We start from the raw sequence: 21184 nt of genomic DNA, 5'->3' as shown, positions 1-21184 counted from the left end.
CATTTTTCTTGTACTAAGGGAAATACACAATAACATCATCATCTTCTTGTCTAACATAACTTAACGCCAAATAGCGCATCATATTGTCTTTTATAGCTTCTTGCATCAATCGATACGTTAGTAACGCTTCATGATGATACTCGTAAATCGGATTTTTCTGTGCTGACCGACGCCCTGCAACAGCTGTTTTCAACAACTGCAAATTATCTATTTGATCAATCCAACATTCATCAACCGCTTTTAAAATAGCTATTTTTTGGAATATAAAAAATTTATGATCATCTTTTAAAACAGCTCTCTTTCTAGCGATTTCTGTTAAAAAAGATTTTATTAGAAAGTTTCCCAAATCATCTTTAGACGTCACTTTATCCAATACATCTGTATCCGTAAAGCGATAATTGATATTATCAAGAATAAATCTCATAATATCTTCCTTAGTATATGTTTCGTATTGCTGTAAAAACCGTTGTACCACTTCTTGTGCTATTTCTTTCAAATTCACAGCCAATTTATCATCTTTTAAAAGAAGTTCATCTCTTGCACGATACAAAATTTGACGCTGTATTTGAATACTTTCATCAAATTGTTGTGTTGTTTCTCGAGATGCTCTCCCTTTACTATCACTTGAGAGTTGAGCCTCATTCACTAAACGAATAAATTTAAATCCTTTTAATGCTTTAGGCATTTTAACAGGTAATTTTTGTTCGCCCTCTAGGTAATATTTTTCAACCCATTTCGGTCCATATTTTACAACCACATCATCTTCTAGTGATACAAAAAATTTCGTAACACCTGGATCCCCCTGTCTACCCGAACGACCTCTCAGCTGTAAATCCGTACGCTTGCTACTCATTCTCTCTGTACCAATAACGGCTAATCCACCAAGCTGTGCAACACCTTCTCCAAGTTTAATATCCGTTCCTCGACCTGCCATTGCCGTTGCAACAGTCACTGCACCTATTTGTCCAGCTTCTTTAATCATCAAGGCTTCTTTAGCGGCATTATACGCATTCAACACACTATGAGGAATCCCCTCTCTTAAAAGTAATTCAGAATACAATTCTGACATATCCACCGAACCAACAGCTACTAAGACGGGCTGACCAGTCGCATGAATTTTCTTTACATAATCTAATGACGCATATAATTTATCTGGTAAATTCCGATAAACAGAATCAGGTAAATCTTTCCGAATTGACTTACGATTTGTTGGAATAACAACAACAGACATACCATACGTTTCAATAAATTCTGATTCATCCACTTTTGCTGTCCCACTCATACCCGCTAATTTATCAAACATTTTAAATAAATTTTGGAATGTAATAGATGCCATCGTTTTTGTATCAGCACTCAATTCAACCCTCTCTTTTGCTTCAAGTGCTTGATGTTGTCCTGAACCTAATTTCATACCATGTAATAATCTTCCGGTTGTCTTATCTAATAATGTAACTTTGCCTTTCCAAACAGCATAATCTTCATCTCTTTCCAATAACGTATTGGCACGTAGTGCCAATACAATATTCCGAACAAGTTGGAAATTTTCTTTCGTATATATGTTTTTTAAACCAAAAAATTTTTCTGCTTCTTGTATTCCTTTTCTAGTTAACCAAACATTACTTCTATCTTCATCACATTTATAATCTTCATTTTCCACTAATGTTAAAATAAATTCATTAGTCATTGTATATAAATTTGACTGTACTTTCGGTGAACCAGAAATAACAAGTGGCGTTTGTGCACTATCAAGTAAAACAGCATCAATTTCATCAATAATCGCATAAGAAAGTGGACACATATATTTTTTATTCTTTGAATCCACTAAATTATCACCTAAATAATCAAAACCTAGTGACCCATTCGTTGTATAAATAATATCCGCTTTATAAAACGCTTGTTTTTCTGTTGCTTTAACCATTTCGTCATCATCTTTTGATACAGGTGTAGAAACACTCAAACCCATAAACTCATAAACAGGTCCCATTTCCTCTTTATCACGCAAAGCCAAATAACCGTTATTTGTCACAAGCATTACAGGTTTACCAGCCAACGCATTTAAATATAGCGGCATTGTTGCTGTTAATGTTTTCCCCTCTCCTGTTTTCATTTCAGCAATATTTCCTTGATGTAAGACAATGCCCCCCATCACTTGCACGTCATAAGGAAACATCCCTAAAATACGCTTATCCGCTTCACGAATGGCTGCAAAAGCCTCCGGCAAAAGATCATCTAATGTTTCTCCATTTACCAAACGCTCTTTAAACAAAACGGTTTGATGCTGTAATTGTTCGTTACTTAAAGACGCCATATAATCAGCAAATTGATTAACTTGCTTTAAAATACGTTTGATCCTATTTAGCCTCAGTCTGTTTAAACTAAAAAGTCCATTCGGATTTTTCATCTATACCACCTTTTCTTTTGTTTAAAAGTGAAGATATGCTAGTTGACTTTTATAATCAACAAATGGTTGTACAAATACATCCGATACCATACTTCCTTTTCCATATAAAGTCACATTACGTTTTTGTAAATGCGTATCTATCCAATCTTTTTCCAATACTTTTTGTATACCATACTCTCGATACTTTTTCATATAATCATCCACAGTATAAAAATCACGTGTGACAAAAGCTTGACTATCTAAAAAAATAGATGTCGCATAATATAAAGCTGCAAGATTACTTACAGGACCGTATCCTGCAAAATAAATCAACTGACTATTCAAATCCATCTTAGCACAATCAATTAAAAACGATACTTCTTTTATCACTTTATCGTCTAAATAAAAATGTCCTTGATCTTTGTCATTTTCAATACATAATACATTTTTTATACCTTTCAAATCATGACTTTGAATATGATGCAATCCATTTATTCTAGGCTCAGTAAATAGAACCATTAAATACGGTTCATTTTTATCAATATTTAATAACCTATCTTTATTTTGAGATACTTCACTAATCGTTAAATAATGAAATTCAAGACGGACGCAACCAGCACTCATCAATTCAACTGTATAATACTGTGTCCCTAATGGGCAAACAAACTCTAAACTTGTACTCAAATCTTTTAGCATGACAAAAGATAAGCACTCATCAAAGCGATCAAAAAAATTCAAACGTACGTACAATGTGTTAGAAGGCGTTGTATTTATATTCGCTTGTAATTTATACGTTTTAGAAGCTAATAAAATAGGTAATTGTAATGCTTGTCTATCTGCTTGATAATGTGTTTTTGACTTCCACGTTTGGATTCTTGTACCCGACGGCATCAGTTCATTTTCAAAAACAACATTATCAGGTGCTATATAATCAATACTAGAACCATATAAATATGTATTGGCAGTATAATTACTCCAATAAATATAGTGTGTTATACCTGTCATTTTCTACTCCTTTTAAAATCAAGTTTTAACACATCCTCATACTGATTTCGAAACCATTCTAGAATAGCATTTGTATTATCATTGTGTCGACCAGCAATACCTTTACTAATAATTCTTGCACGACTATCTTTCAAATGATTTAAAATATCATGATATGCATTCATATCGTAATCATCATTTTTCATATAAGACAAAACAAATGACGTCTTCTCAAAATCAGCCTCATCAAACACTTGCCAAAAACGTTGATTTAAAGCATCTATCGTCTGCTTACTATTTTTTCCTGTTATTTTTTGTAAAAGATCTAAAGAGGTTGGAAAGACACCTGGTCTATGCATTAACTCATTAAAAGCAACATCTCCCAAATTTACAAGAGGCTTTCCAACTAAAATGGTGTGAGGCAATAATTTTGCACCGTAGTACAAGGCACCAAAAGTTCCCATAGATAATCCTGATAATACAAGTTGATCGTTTGTAAAACCTAACCAATCTAAACTATCACGTATCACATTGACAATGCCTTTCTCAAATTCTTCGCTTCCTAAATAAAAGGCACCCCCTGTTAAACGAGAATCACTAATCAATAAAAAAGGTGCTCCTAACCGTTGCATCATTCTATACCCTTCAAATCCCTCAACGCCTTTAAAACCTGAAAAATACACATTTAAAGGTGGTGTTAAATCTCCCGGATGGAAATAGTAATGAAATTCCTCTCTCTTTGAATCTCTAAATGTTTGTCCTCCTACAAAAAAATCCCCCTCAAAAAAACGAGAATCTCTTTTGTGCAAAGCTCCGATATGAATAGTCCCACTTCCTCTCACTTGTAAAGAAAAACATAGATTAACAAATCCTTGTTCGTCTAAAGTGATAGGTGTTTCCATATCTTTTTGTGAATACACATAACGATTCATAATATCCGCCACAGAACCATATTTAATCGCGTGGATAACTAACTGTACCTCTAATTGCTTGTCTGCTTGATACTCCAACCAAAATGTAAAAGGCTTGTCCCCGTGTAAATAGTTGTATTTCCAAATCGCCACTTCTTGAAAATCATCAATATCTTTCACAGATAAAGATACATTATTATGTCCCGTATACCTTACTTTTCCTTTTACATTCGGACTAATCATTATCTGTTCTATGTGAAATTTATCCCCATAAGATTGACGTTCATAAAAGGCTTTAGAAATCAACTCGAGCTTTTCAGGCAAATGTCGTAATGAACATTTTTTAGCTAGTTTCCTCTTCATAAATAGCTTTTGTTCAACGGACAGTAAATACCCTTCTGACATATAAAACACTCGATACGGCTCAATAAAATCGTCTAAACAATCAATATTTTTCACATCTTTAATACACTCAATCACAATAGCTGAAAACCGTCTTACTGGTTTTTTCTCTAATTCAGCCTCTTGTTTAACATGAGTTATATATAAAAATACATTCTCTGGAGATATATGTATCCACTCAATATTTTCAGGTATATCCTGTATAGTTATCTTAGGATTCATTTGCCCAATAGACAGCACTCTTATTTGCTCACCCATTTTTTCTCCTTATCAATAATTTCCAATCCGATACAATTTTCCCACTCGTATAATTTGAAATACGCTGTACCGTATATACCAACGCTTCGTTCCACCGACGCAATCCGTCTAAATAATGATGAATCGCTTCGGATAAATCTTCAATAGTATTTAAAATAAACCCATTTTTTTCATGTTCGATATACATCGACCGATATAAATTGATTGTCGGTATCCCTGCACTAATACTTGCTATTTGTGTAAACACATCTGGATTATCGGATAAATCAATGACTAATCGCACTTTTTTTAAAAGTTTAATTAAATCATCTTCACGTTTTGATACATGTACCGATACTCTATCTTCTTTTTTTACATCAATCCCGATAAATGTATCCTGTTCTTCCACATCAAAAAAAGTCGGCTCAATATACTCTTCTATGATTTTTTTCGTTTTTTCTAATAATACTTGCTCAAGATGTGCATAATATGTACCAATAATGAGTACTACCTCTTTTTCTTCACGCATTATCTGCCCAATTCGAATAATTACTTGTTCAAAAATATCCGAAGAAACATCATCTGCTCGTAAATAAATATACGATAGATGCTCTCTTTGGCTTTCTCCTAATGACAATCTTGCATCAAAAGGTGGCAACACATAAATATGTTCATTCTGTATTTTTTCCTTTATTTGATGTTTTTGATTTTCTGTTGACACAACAATCATATCAGAACGATTTGCATCTAAAAGTAATTGTTCACTATTTAAATCATATCTATTTTCAAAAAAAGATAGCACAATAAACTGAGAAGATACTTGTTTTAAAATCAACTCATTATGTTGTATATCACTTGCAAGAACAATCGTTTCTTGTCGATTATGTAAATAGTCATGTATTTTCTCTGAAAGTAAATCAAACATAGACTCATACGCTGCTTTTTTAAACAAATGTGCATATGCTTCATTGACTTCAACATACCCTGTTTCCACATACTCACGTATTTGCCACTGCCCATACATATTAAGATATTCACGATATTCTTCAACATTATTTTTCATATAGACTATACAAGAAATAAATCCTCTATCATCCACAATATAACGTTTTTCTATTTGAGCATTATTGAAAAAATCAATCCATATAATATTCCCATCATAACCATATTCAATACGTGCTAAAGTTTGATTGTCCTGCCTTACAACGATTAAAAAAGGAGTATATACAAACTCTACGTGTTCAGGCCAAGGTAATTGTTTATAATCAAATACACTCAATTGTTCTTGTATAGTAATGCTTTGTATATCATCAAATACAGACCAATAAGGGACATGTAGCAACTCTTGTCTATATAAAAAATAACGTAAATGTGGCATATAATTTAGTAATATCAACTGCACATCTTCATTTGCATCAGAAAACATTCTCACTTGATTGATTGTATCGTCAAATTCAATTTTTTGTGGAACTAAATACCACGGCAATGTATTTAAAAACCAATCTTTCTTACTGTTATACCACGACGGAATAAAATAAAACATAGCGCTCCTTAAAATAATGAATGATAATTTTTCTTAATCGTTAATACGGATAATTGATCATAAATGGACAAAGTCAATCCAACTAATAACATGACAGAACCAGGTAAAGTCAAAATCTCACTAAAAGATTTATCAAATACCCCAATATACAATGGCACACCCGCAAATAAAGTAAGAGTAATAGCATTTACAAAACTCAATCTTAATATAATCTGATGCAAATACTCTTTAGTTTCTTTTCCTGGTCTAAGCCCAGAAATATAATCTCCTGAATTTCTTAATGTTTTGGCAATATCTTCTGGATCGATATTTAAAAACGAAAATCCAATCGTTAAAAAGAACAGCACAATACTATATATCGTGACGCCACTCACATTTGTTAAACGAAACATATCTATCAACTGTTGAAATAATATTTGTTCAGGAAATGTATAATTTAAAAGTTGGAATAAATATTGTGGTAACATCAAAATCGTGAACGTGTACATAATTGACATACCACCCGACGTATTCAATCGAATAGATAAATACGATTTATCTTGAAATGCATTATTGATCATTAAACGATTGACTTCAATCCGACGCTCTGCCCGATCAAGTGTAATTAAAATCAATATCACAAAAAATAAATAGATACATAGAAGAAGTTTATATATATCAAATGGTGTCCCATTAAAGAAATAGGTCACAAATCTTTTCGTTATGGTACGAACAATACCTACAATGATAATGATTGTAAAACCACCTATACCATACGCCGTATTCATACTAACAAGAAACATTAAAACAAAAACCCCTGTAACTAAAACACTACTCAATGTAATAATCTCTAAAAGAGAGTGCTCTTTTCCTCTCATATTCAAAAGAACAAACGTTAATGCTTGAATGACGGCTAATATAAAAATAAAACGCATTTGCCAACCATTTATTTTTTTTTGTGATTTCTTATCTAATTCTAAACGTTTAAATATACTCAATCCACGCCATAAAATCATCGTGGACATCCATGGAGCTAAACCTAGTGTAAAAATACTTAACTGCGTATAATCAGCACCAAGCATACTCCCAATAACAGACAACTCATTTAACTGCTTAATCACATAAACATCTTTACTCACTGTCAGATGTGTCCCTAATAAATAGATAAAAATAATACCTAGCGTAAACGATACTTTCCGTAAAATAACTCTGTTTTTTAAATATTTCATTATTGACATGATTAAACTCCTAACTCTAGTTATAAAACATTTTACCATACCCTCCCCCGTTTATAAAAACGTTATGTACAAAAAAACGTATTGATTCAACAAATCAATACGTTTTTTTCGTTATTTTTTTAAAATGGCAGCTTTTGCTGCTGCTAACTTAGCAATCAACACTCTATAAGGTGAACAAGACACATATTCTAACCCAATTTTTCCACATAAAATAACGGATTTCTCATCACCGCCATGTTCCCCACACACACCAATTTTAATATTCGGATTAACTTTTTTAGCTTTTTCTTTCGCCATTTTTATCAATGATAATACTCCACTTTCATCTAAATGAACAAATGGATCATGTGCCAAAATATGTTTTTGCTTATAAATATCAATAAATTTAGACGCGTCATCACGAGAATACCCATACGTCAACTGCGTTAAATCATTTGTTCCAAAACTAAAGAATGCTGCATGTTCAGCTAACTGATCCGCAATAAAACACGCTCTAGGAATTTCAATCATTGTCCCTATTTTGTATTGGAAACTTACACCAGATTCCTCTATTTGACTCTCTACTAGATGCTCAATCTGTGTTTTTAAGAATACCAGTTCCTCTACAACACTAACTAAAGGAATCATAATTTCAACATGAACATCAACCCCTTCTTTTTTCGCTTGAATAGCCGCAGAAGAAATCGCCTTAGCTTGCATCAAATACACCTCTGGATAAGTCACACCTAAACGACATCCTCTATGCCCCATCATCGGATTAAACTCTGATAAACTAGCTATTTTTGCCTCTAATTCTTCTCGAGAACATCCTAATTCTTTTGAAAGTGCCACAATTTGTTTTTCTTCATGTGGTAAAAATTCGTGCAATGGCGGATCAAGCAAACGGATATTGATTGATTTTCCATTTAACACATTGAACATTTGATAAAAATCATCCCGTTGAATAACTTCTAATTGATTTAAAAAGACTAAACGACTTTCTAAATCATTCGACAAAATCATTTTACGTACTAGACCAATACGATTTTCTTCAAAAAACATATGCTCTGTACGACATAAACCAACACCAGCTGCACCAAAGCTTAAACCAACTTGTGTATCATGAGCATTGTCTGCATTCACATATACCATTAATTCTCTAATCTCATCAACCCACGTCATCAATCTAGCAAAACTTTCTTGTTTTACAGCGCTGGCTTGTTTTATTTCCCCTAAATAAATACAACCTGTGCTTCCATCAACCGATAACATATCTCCCTCACGTAATATTGTGTCTTCTATACGAACTGTTTTTGCCTGTTCATCAATCACAAGATTTTGACAACCACATACACAACATTTTCCCATACCTCTTGCTACAACTGCCGCATGTGATGTCATACCACCCGTACTTGTAACAATCGCTTGAGAACTAACCATTCCTTCAATATCTTCAGGAGATGTTTCTTGTCTTAATAAAATGACATTTTTTTCTTTAGATGCTTTTACAGCTTCTTGAGCAGTAAAATAAATATGCCCTACCGCTGCTCCAGGAGAAGCAGCTAACCCTGTTGCTAAAAGTGTTGCTTCTTTTAAAGCCTTTTCATCAAATGTTGGATGTAATAACTTATTGATATCATCAGTTGTAATACGCAAAATAGCTTCTTCTTTTGTTAAAATCCCCTCATCCACTAACGTAACCGCAACCTCTACCGCTGCTTTTGCTGTTCGTTTTGCATTTCGAGTTTGTAACAAATACAAACGATTATTTTCCACTGTAAATTCAATATCTTGCATATCTTTATAGTGGTTTTCTAATTTTTCAACAACACGTACCAGTTCTTCATAAACCTGTGGCAACTCTTCTTTTAATGTTTCAATCGGTTGCGGCGTACGAATACCCGCCACAACATCCTCACCTTGTGCATCAATTAAATATTCACCAAATAAAACTTTTGTCCCATCTACAGGATTTCGACTAAAACAAACACCTGTTCCACTCGTATTCCCCATATTCCCAAATACCATTGCTTGCACATTAACCGCTGTTCCTAAAGAATCACTAATATTATTTAATTTACGATACACTTTTGCACGTTGATTATTCCATGACTTAAAAACAGCCTCTACTGTTAATAATAATTGTTCTTTAACATCTGTTGGAAAACGATTACCTGTTTCTTTAAAATAAATATCTTTAAAACGCTCAATAATACTTAACAATAAGTTAGCAGACAAATCACGATCATGAGCAATACAATTCTCTCTTTTTACTTCTGCTAATACTTGCTCAAAACGATATTTTTCAATTCCCATGACAACATCTGAAAACATTTGAATAAAACGTCTATAACTATCATATGCAAATTTTTTATCATTATTTTGTCTTGCAAGAGCTTCTGTTGTTTCATCATTTAATCCTAAATTCAACACCGTATCCATCATTCCTGGCATTGAAAAGACAGACCCACTTCTAACAGACACTAATAAAGGATTTTCTGTATCTCCTAAACGCTTACCAATCGTTTGTTCTAAGGTACTCAATGCTGTATCTATTTGATCTTTCACATCATCAGACAATGTTTTTTCTTGTACATAATAATCACGACATGCTTCTGTCGTAATTGTAAATCCGGGTGGTACATTAACACCTAAACTTGTCATTTCTGCTAAGTTAGCACCTTTACCTCCTAGTAAGGCATTCATCTCTTTATTTCCTTCTGAAAAATGATATACATATTTTTTCATAGTCTTCATCTCCTATATATTGATTGTTTTTAAACCATTTGTTCTAATCAAGTCAAGAATAATTTCTGCCGTTTCTTCAATAGCACGATTTTCAACGTTGATAATTGGACATTTTAATTTTTTCATAATCGTATGTGCATATTCGAGTTCTTCAAAAATACGTAATTCATCAGAATATTGATTATCGTACACAACACCTAATGTTTTTAACCGTTGTGTACGAATTGAATTGAGTTGTTCTATACTGGTTGTCAACCCTACAATCTTTCTACTATCTATTTCATACAATTCTTTCGGCAACGTAATTTCAGGAACAAGAGGTATATTCATAACTTTAATATTTTTATTGGCTAAATACATACTCAATGGCGTTTTAGACGTTCTCGACACACCGATCAATACTAAATCCGCTTCTTTTAATCCACTAACATCTTTCCCGTCATCATACTTCACTGTAAACTCGATCGCACGAATACGCTCAAAGTAATCTTCATTAGTTCGCCTAATAATCCCTGGTTTATTTTTAGCAGGACACTGAAATCTATTCTCTAAAACACTTAAAAATTCACTCAAAATATCTAACACATAAATATCATGTCGACTTGCATAATCTCTACTGAACTCTGCTAGTGCTTTATCTACTAATGTTTGCACCACAATATCTTTACCACTAGACATTTTATCGATGATTTGTATAATTTCCTCTTTTGTTGTCACAAATGGATTTCTCACCACTTCATACAGCACATCGTTTTCATCAAACTGCGATAAAGTAGCTTTAACAACATCTTTAGCCGTATTCCCTAAAGAATCAGAAATAATTTGAATCTTTAACATGATGACTCCTCCAATAAATCTAGCATTAAGCCAATGCTAATTGTTTTAGAAATTCTGCCGACTACAATATAATGTTCACCATCTTTTTGCACAACTGGTAAACAATCCACTTGATGTGTTATTAAACGTTTTAAACCATCCACAAAATATTCATCCTCTTGACAAAATACAACATTCGGTATACGTGTCATTGCTAAAGCAATAGGCACTGCTGATACATTATGATTTGAAATAGCCATTTTTAACATATCTTTTCTTGAAACAACACCAACTAAATGATTTTCCTCATTTACAATAAACACCGTACCAATATCATGAACATATAACTTTGTGACTACATCTGAAAAAGGCTCTGTATTCTTCGCCGTAATAGCTACTCCCATAACATCTTTCACTTTCACGTCATCAAATAGTTTCCTATTACTTACAGATGAAAAAGACTCATTACAATAATAACCAACATTAGGCTTTGCAGATAACACACCCACCATGACCAATACAGACAATTCATTTCTTAATGTTGATTTTCCAACAGCCAATCTCTGCGCTATCTCGTCACTAGTGATTGGCTCATACATTTTTACTAACTCTACAATTTTTTTTTGACGTGCATTTAACTGCATCTCTAACCACCTCTTTCAATTACAACAATATCCTAACATTTATTACACATTATTTCAAGTATTTTTTATAGTTATTACACATTATTTGAAAAAAGATATGTAAATTAGTCTATTTACACATCTTTTTTCAACTAAAATATTAAAAAAATATATATTAATAAAGTAAACTCTTCACTAAAATAATTTAACGAAAAACAAAAAGTGATGAACAAACAATTAAAATATCCGTTCATCACTTTATTATAAATTTTATTTTTTCAGAAAGAGTCAATGATTATGACATTTATAAATACTTATCAAAAACTCTCAAATAAAAAAACAAGAGTTTCCTCTTGCTAACACTCTTATAAAACCAAGTCGGGAAGACAGGATTCGAACCTGCGACCCCTTGGTCCCAAACCAAGTGCTCTACCAAGCTGAGCTACTTCCCGTTTCTCATGTCTAACATGAATGCACCCAACAGGAGTCGAACCTGTAACCGCTTGATTCGTAGTCAAGTACTCTATCCAATTGAGCTATGGGTGCTCACTTCTATGCCGAGGACCGGAATCGAACCGGTACGGTGATCACTCACCGCAGGATTTTAAGTCCTGTGCGTCTGCCAGTTCCGCCACCCCGGCATTTATTATGTACTCTCTCATACATAATAAGCGAAAGACGGGGTTCGAACCCGCGACCCCCACCTTGGCAAGGTGGTGTTCTACCACTGAACTACTTTCGCATCTCTTCTATGCCGGCTAAAGGACTTGAACCCTCGACCCTCTGATTACAAATCAGATGCTCTACCAACTGAGCTAAGCCGGCTTTTTCTCCCATGCGGATGAAGGGACTTGAACCCCCACGAATCTCTTCGCCAGAGCCTAAATCTGGTGCGTCTGCCAATTCCGCCACATCCGCTCTCTTTCTTCCCTTACTCTCTTGCAAGGTTAAGATGAGTGATACAGGGCTCGAACCTGTGACCCTCTGATTAAAAGTCAGATGCTCTACCAACTGAGCTAATCACTCTTATGGAGGTTAACGGGATCGAACCGCTGACCCCCTGCTTGTAAGGCAGGTGCTCTCCCAGCTGAGCTAAACCTCCATTTTCAAAAGCGTGGCAACGTCCTACTCTCACAGGGGCAATGCCCCAACTACCCTCGGCGCTAAGAAGCTTAACTTCTGTGTTCGACATGGTGACAGGTGTGTCCTTCTTGCCATCATTACCACACTTTCTCGCTTTTAGAAAAGTTCTTTCAAACCTCTCACAACTGAATACATATTCACTTACCCTTCCTCTTACCACATCTGCTCTTTTGGTTAAGTCCTCGACCGATTAGTACTAGTCCGCTCCATGCCTCACAGCACTTCCACTCCTAGCCTATCTACCTGTTCGTCTCTCAGGGGTCTTACTCTTCTCAGATGGGAAATCTCATCTCGAGGGGGGCTTCACGCTTAGATGCTTTCAGCGTTTATCCCGTCCACACATAGCTACCCAGCGATGCCCTTGGCAGAACAACTGGTACACCAGCGGTGTGTCCATCCCGGTCCTCTCGTACTAAGGACAGCTCCTCTCAAATTTCCTACGCCCGCGACGGATAGGGACCGAACTGTCTCACGACGTTCTGAACCCAGCTCGCGTGCCGCTTTAATGGGCGAACAGCCCAACCCTTGGGACCGACTTCAGCCCCAGGATGCGACGAGCCGACATCGAGGTGCCAAACCTCCCCGTCGATGTGAACTCTTGGGGGAGATAAGCCTGTTATCCCCAGGGTAGCTTTTATCCGTTGAGCGATGGCCCTTCCATACGGTACCACCGGATCACTAAGCCCGACTTTCGTCCCTGCTCGACCTGTCCGTCTCGCAGTCAAGCTCCCTTCTGCCTTTACACTCTTCGAATGATTTCCAACCATTCTGAGGGAACCTTTGGGCGCCTCCGTTACTCTTTAGGAGGCGACCGCCCCAGTCAAACTGCCCATCTGACACTGTCTCCAGTCACGTCTTCATGACTCGGGTTAGAGGGTTCATGTCACAAGGGTAGTATCCCACCAGCGCCTCCTTGGAAACTGACGTCCCCACCTCTTAGGCTCCTACCTATCCTGTACATGTCACACAAACACTCAATATCAAACTGCAGTAAAGCTCCATGGGGTCTTTCCGTCCTGTCGCGGGTAACCTGCATCTTCACAGGTACTATAATTTCACCGAGCCTCTCGTTGAGACAGTGCCCAAATCGTTACGCCTTTCGTGCGGGTCGGAACTTACCCGACAAGGAATTTCGCTACCTTAGGACCGTTATAGTTACGGCCGCCGTTTACTGGGGCTTCAATTCATACCTTCGCTTGCGCTAAGCACTCCTCTTAACCTTCCAGCACCGGGCAGGCGTCAGCCCCTATACGTCATCTTTCGATTTTGCAGAGACCTGTGTTTTTGATAAACAGTCGCTTGGGCCTATTCACTGCGGCTGATGCTTCCATCAGCACCCCTTCTCCCGAAGTTACGGGGTCATTTTGCCGAGTTCCTTAACGAGAGTTCGCTCGCTCACCTTAGGATTCTCTCCTCAACTACCTGTGTCGGTTTGCGGTACGGGTTGTCACAGCCTCGCTAGAAGCTTTTCTTGGCAGTGTGATTGATAAGATAGACTCTACTCGTTTCCTTTCAAGCCCCCATCACAACTCATTCTTATAAAGACAAGCATTTTACTCATCTTCAAACTCGTTGCTTAGATCTCACTATTCCATCAGTGGACTCTTTCAACCTCCTGCGTCCCTCCATCACTCAATCAGTTGTGACAAGTACAGGAATATCAACCTGTTATCCATCGACTACGCCTATCGGCCTCGCCTTAGGTCCCGACTAACCCTGGGAGGACGAGCCTTCCCCAGGAAACCTTAGTTATTCGGTGGACGGGATTCTCACCCGTCTTTCGCTACTCATACCGGCATTCTCACTTCTAAACGCTCCACCACTCCTTACGGTATGGCTTCTTCGCCCTTAGAACGCTCTCCTACCACTGACGCTCTTCACGTCAATCCACAGCTTCGGTGGTCTGTTTAGCCCCGGTACATTTTCGGCGCAGGATCACTCGACTAGTGAGCTATTACGCACTCTTTAAATGGTGGCTGCTTCTAAGCCAACATCCTAGTTGTTTAAGCAATCCCACATCCTTTTCCACTTAACAGACACTTTGGGACCTTAGCTGGTGGTCTGGGCTGTTTCCCTTTCGACTACGGATCTTATCACTCGCAGTCTGACTCCCGTTTATAAATCTCTGGCATTCGGAGTTTATCTGAATTCGGTAACCCGAGATGGGCCCCTAGTCCAAACAGTGCTCTACCTCCAGGATTCTCACAACGAGGCTAGCCCTAAAGCTATTTCGGAGAGAACCAGCTATCTCCAAGTTCGATTGGAATTTCTCCGCTACCCACACCTCATCCAAGCACTTTTCAACGTGCCCTGGTTCGGTCCTCCAGTGTGTCTTACCACACCTTCAACCTGGACATGGGTAGGTCACTTGGTTTCGGGTCTACGACAACGTACTATCTCGCCCTATTCAGACTCGCTTTCGCTTCGGCTCCGTCTCTTCAACTTAACCTCGCACGCTATCGTAACTCGCCGGTCCATTCTACAAAAGGTACGCTATCACCCATAAACGGGCTCTAACTACTTGTAAGCACACGGTTTCAGGTTCTCTTTCACTCCCCTCCCGGGGTGCTTTTCACCTTTCCCTCACGGTACTTGTTCACTATCGGTCACTAGGGAGTATTTAGCCTTGCCAGATGGTCCTGGCGGATTCCAACGGGATTCCTCGTGTCCCGCCGTACTCAGGATGCTACTAGAGGCTCATTCCATTTCGACTACGAGGCTTTCACTCTCTTTGGCTGACGTTCCCACGCCATTCGTCTATAAAACTCACTCTCACATCGTAGTCCTACAACCCCAATCAGCATGCTGACTGGTTTGGGCTCCTTCCGTTTCGCTCGCCGCTACTCAGGAAATCGATTTTTCTTTCTCTTCCTGCAGGTAATGAGATGTTTCAGTTCCCTGCGTCTACCTTCTCATTAGCTATGTATTCACTAATGGATACTATCCCATCACGGATAGTGGGTTCCCCCATTCGGATATCTCTGGATCATTGCTTACTTACAGCTCCCCAAAGCATTTCGGTGTTCGTCCCGTCCTTCTTCGGCTCCTAGTGCCAAGGCATTCACCGTGCGCCCTTATTTACTTAACCTACCATACATTTCCTGTATGTTGCGATTCTCTTTTAAAAAACTCTTCTCGGTAAAATTTTCTTGGTTTGTTTTCTATGTATTCAGTTGTCAAAGGTCTTCTTCGAGTACTACCGTACTCTATGGAGAATAGCGGGATCGAACCGCTGACCTCCTGCGTGCAAAGCAGGCGCTCTCCCAGCTGAGCTAATCCCCCAACCTCTTGATTAGGTCTTTCAACCCTCTCAAAACTAAACAAGACGCCCCTGTTGTGCTTTCCTTCTTTTCCTTAGAAAGGAGGTGATCCAGCCGCACCTTCCGATACGGCTACCTTGTTACGACTTCACCCCAATCATCTATCCCACCTTAGACGGCTAGCTCCTTACGGTTACCCCACCGGCTTCGGGTGTTACAAACTCTCGTGGTGTGACGGGCGGTGTGTACAAGACCCGGGAACGTATTCACCGCAACGTGCTGATTTGCGATTACTAGCGATTCCGGCTTCATGTAGGCGAGTTGCAGCCTACAATCCGAACTGAGAACGGCTTTAAGAGATTCGCTTACCCTCGCGAGTTCGCTGCTCGTTGTACCGTCCATTGTAGCACGTGTGTAGCCCAAGTCATAAGGGGCATGATGATTTGACGTCATCCCCACCTTCCTCCGGTTTGTCACCGGCAGTCTGATTAGAGTGCCCAACTGAATGCTGGCAACTAATCATAAGGGTTGCGCTCGTTGCGGGACTTAACCCAACATCTCACGACACGAGCTGACGACAACCATGCACCACCTGTCACTTTGTCCCCAAAGGGAATTCTCTATCTCTAGAGTGGTCAAAGGATGTCAAGACTTGGTAAGGTTCTTCGCGTTGCTTCGAATTAAACCACATGCTCCACCGCTTGTGCGGGTCCCCGTCAATTCCTTTGAGTTTCAACCTTGCGGTCGTACTCCCCAGGCGGAGTGCTTAATGCGTTAACTACAGCACTGAAAGGTGGAAACCTCCCAACACTTAGCACTCATCGTTTACGGCGTGGACTACCAGGGTATCTAATCCTGTTTGCTCCCCACGCTTTCGAGACTCAGCGTCAGTTACAGACCAGAGAGTCGCCTTCGCCACTGGTGTTCCTCCATATATCTACGCATTCCACCGCTACACATGGAATTCCACTCTCCTCTTCTGCACTCAAGTCCCCCAGTTTCCAATGACCCTCCACGGTTGAGCCGTGGGCTTTCACATCAGACTTAAGGAACCGCCTGCTCTCGCTTTACGCCCAATAAATCCGGACAACGCTTGCCACCTACGTATTACCGCGGCTGCTGGCACGTAGTTAGCCGTGGCTTTCTGGTTAGATACCGTCAATCTCTTAGCAGTTACTCTAAAAGGTGTTCTTTTCTAACAACAGAGTTTTACGATCCGAAAACCTTCTTCACTCACGCGGCGTTGCTCGGTCAGACTTTCGTCCATTGCCGAAGATTCCCTACTGCTGCCTCCCGTAGGAGTTTGGGCCGTGTCTCAGTCCCAATGTGGCCGATCACCCTCTCAGGTCGGCTACGTATCATGGCCTTGGTGAGCCGTTACCTCACCAACTAGCTAATACGCCGCGGGTCCATCCATCAGCGACAGCTTACACCGTCTTTCCCTTGTGTATCATGCGATACACAAGCCTATTGGGTATTAGCAGTCGTTTCCGACTGTTATCCCTATCTGATGGGCAGGTTACCCACGTGTTACTCACCCGTCCGCCGCTAAACTTAGAAAATGCAAGCATCTTCTAAGCTCCGCTCGACTTGCATGTATTAGGCACGCCGCCAGCGTTTGTCCTGAGCCAGGATCAAACTCTCATTAAATATAAAAGTTTTTAAGCTCTTTTTTGCTGACTTATCTTTGGATGTTTCCATCCAGATTTATTGTTTTTGTTTTGACACATCCATTGGATGTTGTCCCTACACATTTGGTTTGTCTTTGTTTAGTTTTCAAAGGGCTGTGTCGACTGTTTCCAGTCGTTTTGTCGTCCCTTGCGACGACTTATACATCATACCAACACACCTTTTTTTTGTCAACACCTTTTTCAAACTTTTTTTCTTTTTTTTCAAACTTTTTTATTTCCCCCGTCAGATCAACGTTTTTGGCGAGTCGCTATTTCATTGATACTATTTTATTTTTATTTCGCTTTTATAAAAGAAGTTACAAAACCGAACTTTTATAATTGCGAAAAGTTAAATATACATAAATTATATTTTTTAAATCGTTATATTTGATCTTTATTCGGCTTTATTTGGCATATTTCTTTTATCATTCTTTCAGTTACATCACTATTCCCAATAATTTTAGACAATAACAACAATAAAAGATACGGATTGTCTTTTGCTATGTTCATTCTATTTTCTTTTTGATATTTTGTTACAACATTTTCAGAAGCGGAAAAATTCAAGAACGTTTCTATATTTGAATCATATCCATATACATCTATCATGAGATATTTTAGCCCTTCTTGTTGTAGTTGGTATAAAATATTAGCTCGTTCTAGCTGTTTTTGAAATGAATCTTTTGTTAATTCTGCCTTAATATGAATATGCTGTTTAAAAGTCAGTAAAACATCTCCGTATTCAGAGTCTTTTGTATATTTTAGAATATGGTGCAAAGCATACCACGTACATGATTGTTTCGTTGGCCCAGATGCAGGTAAATACATTTTTCCACCATAAATATAAGGTAATCTATACAAAGGCGTATTAAACATCATTTTAATAATATCACAATACTGATGATACCCTATCCCTAATTTAATAAACAGTCTACTCATAATACCATTAGTCGATTCTTTGCTAATCAATGGAATTGTACTAAATGAAAGTAGCATTGATTTATATGGTGCATATTCATCTCCCAAATGAATAATTGCGTAAACATCGTCATCCACATCCATTGATTTTACTTTTTTTGCTTGAAAAAATAGATGTTGAATAGTCGTTTGATCAATAATTCTATGTTCTCTATTATGATTTTCTAAATCATCTAAAATATAATTTCTAGGAAACTCTGATGTCTGTTCACTGCCCTCTAATTTTTCTAATATCATTAACAATTTTTCAAGTAATTGTTTCATAAAATCCACCCCTAATTATAAAAGTATAATCTTTCAAATAATTTGTATATATTTTTACCCAATTTTTTAGAAATTACATACAAAAATAGAAATAGTGGATAAAATTTTCTTATTTTGGTTAATATTCTATAATACAAGTTCCTTAAATCGAATTGATTTGTATTTGCAACGTCTATATTTAAAAGTTTTTTTAATATTTAATATTTTTTTAATAAATAATCAACATACTGATATATAGTATATTTATATATTGTTTTATTTATCTTTCTATTTCTTATTTTAAGATATCACTATGTATAGGGGTACTTGATTTCGTCGAATTTTTAAAAAAGATTTTTATAAAAGTAATGAGATACCTATTAGGTTTTTACCGCAGCCTATTCAAAACATTTTACAAAGTTATTAACAATAAAAAAAGTATCAAATCAATACTTGTGGATATTTAATTTGTTTATCTAGTGTTTTCTAGTGTATTAACAGATTTGAGTATATATAAAATCAGAAAATCTATTTGCTATAAACATTGATTTTTTAACTTTTACTATTTAAGAAATTCTTATTTCAGTTATACTATATATTCTGTTTACACAATTTATTATAGTACTACATAATTCGCATGCTCCACACAGATGGTGTGTGGAGCATTACGGTTTATTTCACTCCATTGTTCAAGAGATAGCTAAACTCCACAATAAAAAGAGCATTGCGAAAGCAATGCTCTTTGTAGTTGATTATTAAGCTTGGATAGATGAAACTACACCAGCACCAACTGTACGTCCACCTTCACGGATTGAGAATTTTGTACCTTCTTCAATCGCGATTGGGTGAATCAATTCAACTGTAACAGTTACGTTATCACCAGGCATTACCATTTCAGTACCTGCAGGTAATTCAACAACACCTGTAACGTCTGTTGTACGGAAGTAGAATTGAGGACGGTAGTTTGAGAAGAATGGAGTATGACGTCCACCTTCTTCTTTAGTTAAAACGTAAACCTCAGCAGTGAATTTTGTATGAGGTGTGATTGAACCTGGTTTAGATAAAACTTGTCCACGTTCAATGTTGTCACGTGTAACACCACGTAATAATGTACCAATGTTATCTCCAGCTTCTGCGTAGTCTAACAATTTACGGAACATTTCAACACCTGTAACAGTTGTTTTAGAAGTTTCTTCTGCAATACCTACGATTTCAACTTCGTCACCAACGCGAACTTGTCCACGTTCAACACGACCTGTTGCAACAGTACCACGACCAGTGATTGAGAATACGTCCTCAACTGGCATCATGAATGGTTTGTCTGTATCACGTTCTGGAGTTGGGATGTAAGCATCAACAGCATCCATTAAGTCATAGATTTTTTGTTCGTATTCAGCATCGCCTTCTAAAGCACGTAAAGCTGAACCAGCAACGATAGGAGTATCGTCACCTGGGAAGTCGTATTCTGATAATAAGTCACGAACTTCCATTTCTACTAATTCAATTAATTCTGGGTCGTCAACCATGTCCATTTTGTTTAAGAAAACAACGATGTATGGAACACCTACTTGACGAGATAATAAGATGTGCTCACGAGTTTGTGGCATTGGACCATCAGCAGCAGATACTACTAAGATAGCTCCGTCCATTTGAGCAGCACCAGTGATCATGTTTTTAACGTAGTCAGCGTGTCCTGGGCAGTCAACGTGTGCATAGTGACGACTGTCTGTTTGGTATTCAACGTGAGCTGTGTTGATTGTGATACCACGTTCGCGTTCTTCTGGAGCTTTATCGATTGAAGCATAGTCAGAAGCTTCTGCGTAACCTTTCTTAGCTAATACAGTTGTAATAGCTGCTGTTAAAGTTGTTTTACCGTGGTCAACGTGTCCAATTGTACCAATATTTACGTGTGGTTTTGAACGGTCAAATTTTTCTTTTGCCATTTTAATTTAATTCCTCCTAAAATACATTTGTTTTAGTTATATTAGAGAAAAATCTCTACATACCCTATCAAATTATAACTATTTTTATCAAGAAAATCAACTATTACACA

At 37.4% G+C, this 21184-nt stretch carries 10 protein-coding genes, 9 tRNA genes and 3 rRNA genes; all 22 read right to left on the bottom strand.

Translation table 11 applies throughout. The features are described 5' to 3' along the window. Nucleotides 1-13 precede the first annotated feature (13 nt). Nucleotides 14-2401 carry an accessory Sec system translocase SecA2 gene (secA2, locus tag H1220_00195; protein QMI85845.1) on the bottom strand — a complete coding sequence of 796 codons (2388 nt, stop codon included), beginning with the start codon at nt 2399-2401 and terminating at the stop codon, nt 14-16. A 21-nt stretch (nt 2402-2422) separates the two neighbouring features. After that, nucleotides 2423-3385, bottom strand: a complete 963-nt coding sequence (asp3, locus tag H1220_00190) for an accessory Sec system protein Asp3 (GenBank protein QMI85844.1) — start codon at nt 3383-3385, stop codon at nt 2423-2425. Then, nucleotides 3382-4935: an accessory Sec system protein Asp2 gene (gene asp2 / locus H1220_00185; GenBank protein ID QMI85843.1), complete on the bottom strand. Its 1554-nt coding sequence runs from the start codon at nt 4933-4935 to the stop codon at nt 3382-3384. The genes asp3 and asp2 overlap by 4 nt, the downstream gene beginning before the upstream one ends. Then, complete coding sequence (gene asp1 / locus H1220_00180) at nt 4928-6457, bottom strand: accessory Sec system protein Asp1 (GenBank protein QMI85842.1); 1530 nt, start codon at nt 6455-6457, stop codon at nt 4928-4930. The genes asp2 and asp1 overlap by 8 nt, the downstream gene beginning before the upstream one ends. Nucleotides 6458-6465: 8 nt before the next feature. Beyond that, nucleotides 6466-7674, bottom strand: coding sequence for an accessory Sec system protein translocase subunit SecY2 (secY2, locus tag H1220_00175; protein ID QMI85841.1), 1209 nt, complete (start codon nt 7672-7674; stop codon nt 6466-6468). Nucleotides 7675-7785: 111 nt separating this feature from the next. Then, entirely contained in the window at nt 7786-10410 is a 2625-nt protein-coding gene (locus H1220_00170) for a pyruvate, phosphate dikinase (protein ID QMI85840.1), read from the bottom strand. Nucleotides 10411-10413: 3 nt separating this feature from the next. Further along, on the bottom strand, nt 10414-11238 hold the full coding sequence (locus H1220_00165) for a kinase/pyrophosphorylase (protein QMI85839.1): 825 nt from the start codon (nt 11236-11238) through the stop codon (nt 10414-10416). Continuing rightward, nucleotides 11232-11861, bottom strand: a complete 630-nt coding sequence (locus tag H1220_00160) for a CBS domain-containing protein (protein ID QMI85838.1) — start codon at nt 11859-11861, stop codon at nt 11232-11234. Before H1220_00160 ends, H1220_00165 begins: the two co-directional genes overlap by 7 nt. Before the next feature lie 357 nt (nt 11862-12218). Further along, nucleotides 12219-12292, bottom strand: a tRNA-Pro gene (locus H1220_00155). 20 nt (nt 12293-12312) lie between these two features. Next, nucleotides 12313-12386: transfer RNA gene (locus tag H1220_00150), tRNA-Arg, on the bottom strand. Nucleotides 12387-12395: 9 nt separating this feature from the next. Continuing rightward, nucleotides 12396-12481, bottom strand: a tRNA-Leu gene (locus H1220_00145). Between the two features lie 29 nt (nt 12482-12510). After that, nucleotides 12511-12582: transfer RNA gene (locus H1220_00140), tRNA-Gly, on the bottom strand. Between the two features lie 10 nt (nt 12583-12592). Continuing rightward, nucleotides 12593-12665: transfer RNA gene (locus H1220_00135), tRNA-Thr, on the bottom strand. 11 nt (nt 12666-12676) lie between these two features. Further along, nucleotides 12677-12758, bottom strand: a tRNA-Leu gene (locus H1220_00130). Between the two features lie 35 nt (nt 12759-12793). Continuing rightward, a tRNA-Lys gene (locus H1220_00125) sits at nt 12794-12866 on the bottom strand. A gap of 3 nt (nt 12867-12869) precedes the next feature. Beyond that, nucleotides 12870-12942 (bottom strand) — tRNA-Val (locus tag H1220_00120). Nucleotides 12943-12952: 10 nt separating this feature from the next. Further along, nucleotides 12953-13068, bottom strand: a 5S ribosomal RNA gene (gene rrf / locus H1220_00115). Between the two features lie 83 nt (nt 13069-13151). Then, nucleotides 13152-16072, bottom strand: a 23S ribosomal RNA gene (locus H1220_00110). A 120-nt stretch (nt 16073-16192) separates the two neighbouring features. Next, nucleotides 16193-16265: transfer RNA gene (locus tag H1220_00105), tRNA-Ala, on the bottom strand. Between the two features lie 68 nt (nt 16266-16333). After that, nucleotides 16334-17893, bottom strand: a 16S ribosomal RNA gene (locus H1220_00100). Together the 16S, 23S and 5S rRNA genes with 9 tRNA genes alongside form the textbook arrangement of a ribosomal RNA operon. A 401-nt stretch (nt 17894-18294) precedes the next feature. Beyond that, the gene (locus H1220_00095; GenBank protein QMI85837.1) at nt 18295-19152 is read right to left on the bottom strand and encodes a competence protein ComK; all 858 of its coding nucleotides are present in this window, start codon (nt 19150-19152) and stop codon (nt 18295-18297) included. A gap of 734 nt (nt 19153-19886) precedes the next feature. After that, complete coding sequence (tuf, locus tag H1220_00090) at nt 19887-21074, bottom strand: elongation factor Tu (GenBank protein ID QMI85836.1); 1188 nt, start codon at nt 21072-21074, stop codon at nt 19887-19889. Nucleotides 21075-21184: the final 110 nt, after the last annotated feature.

The sequence above is a fragment of the Carnobacteriaceae bacterium zg-84 genome (genome assembly GCA_013874835.1).
Classification (GTDB): Bacteria; Bacillota; Bacilli; order Lactobacillales; family Aerococcaceae; genus WM01.
This window is presented reverse-complemented; position numbering and strand designations above follow the sequence as displayed.

Coding starts and splice junctions, on each gene's coding strand:
- H1220_00165 (QMI85839.1), bottom strand. CDS start 11,238: ATGTTAAAGATTCAAATTATTTCTGATTCTTTAGGGAATACGGCTAAA.
- tuf (QMI85836.1), bottom strand. CDS start 21,074: ATGGCAAAAGAAAAATTTGACCGTTCAAAACCACACGTAAATATTGGT.
- H1220_00160 (QMI85838.1), bottom strand. CDS start 11,861: ATGCAGTTAAATGCACGTCAAAAAAAAATTGTAGAGTTAGTAAAAATG.
- secA2 (QMI85845.1), bottom strand. CDS start 2,401: ATGAAAAATCCGAATGGACTTTTTAGTTTAAACAGACTGAGGCTAAAT.
- secY2 (QMI85841.1), bottom strand. CDS start 7,674: ATGTCAATAATGAAATATTTAAAAAACAGAGTTATTTTACGGAAAGTA.
- asp2 (QMI85843.1), bottom strand. CDS start 4,935: ATGGGTGAGCAAATAAGAGTGCTGTCTATTGGGCAAATGAATCCTAAG.
- H1220_00170 (QMI85840.1), bottom strand. CDS start 10,410: ATGAAGACTATGAAAAAATATGTATATCATTTTTCAGAAGGAAATAAA.
- H1220_00095 (QMI85837.1), bottom strand. CDS start 19,152: ATGAAACAATTACTTGAAAAATTGTTAATGATATTAGAAAAATTAGAG.
- asp1 (QMI85842.1), bottom strand. CDS start 6,457: ATGTTTTATTTTATTCCGTCGTGGTATAACAGTAAGAAAGATTGGTTT.
- asp3 (QMI85844.1), bottom strand. CDS start 3,385: ATGACAGGTATAACACACTATATTTATTGGAGTAATTATACTGCCAAT.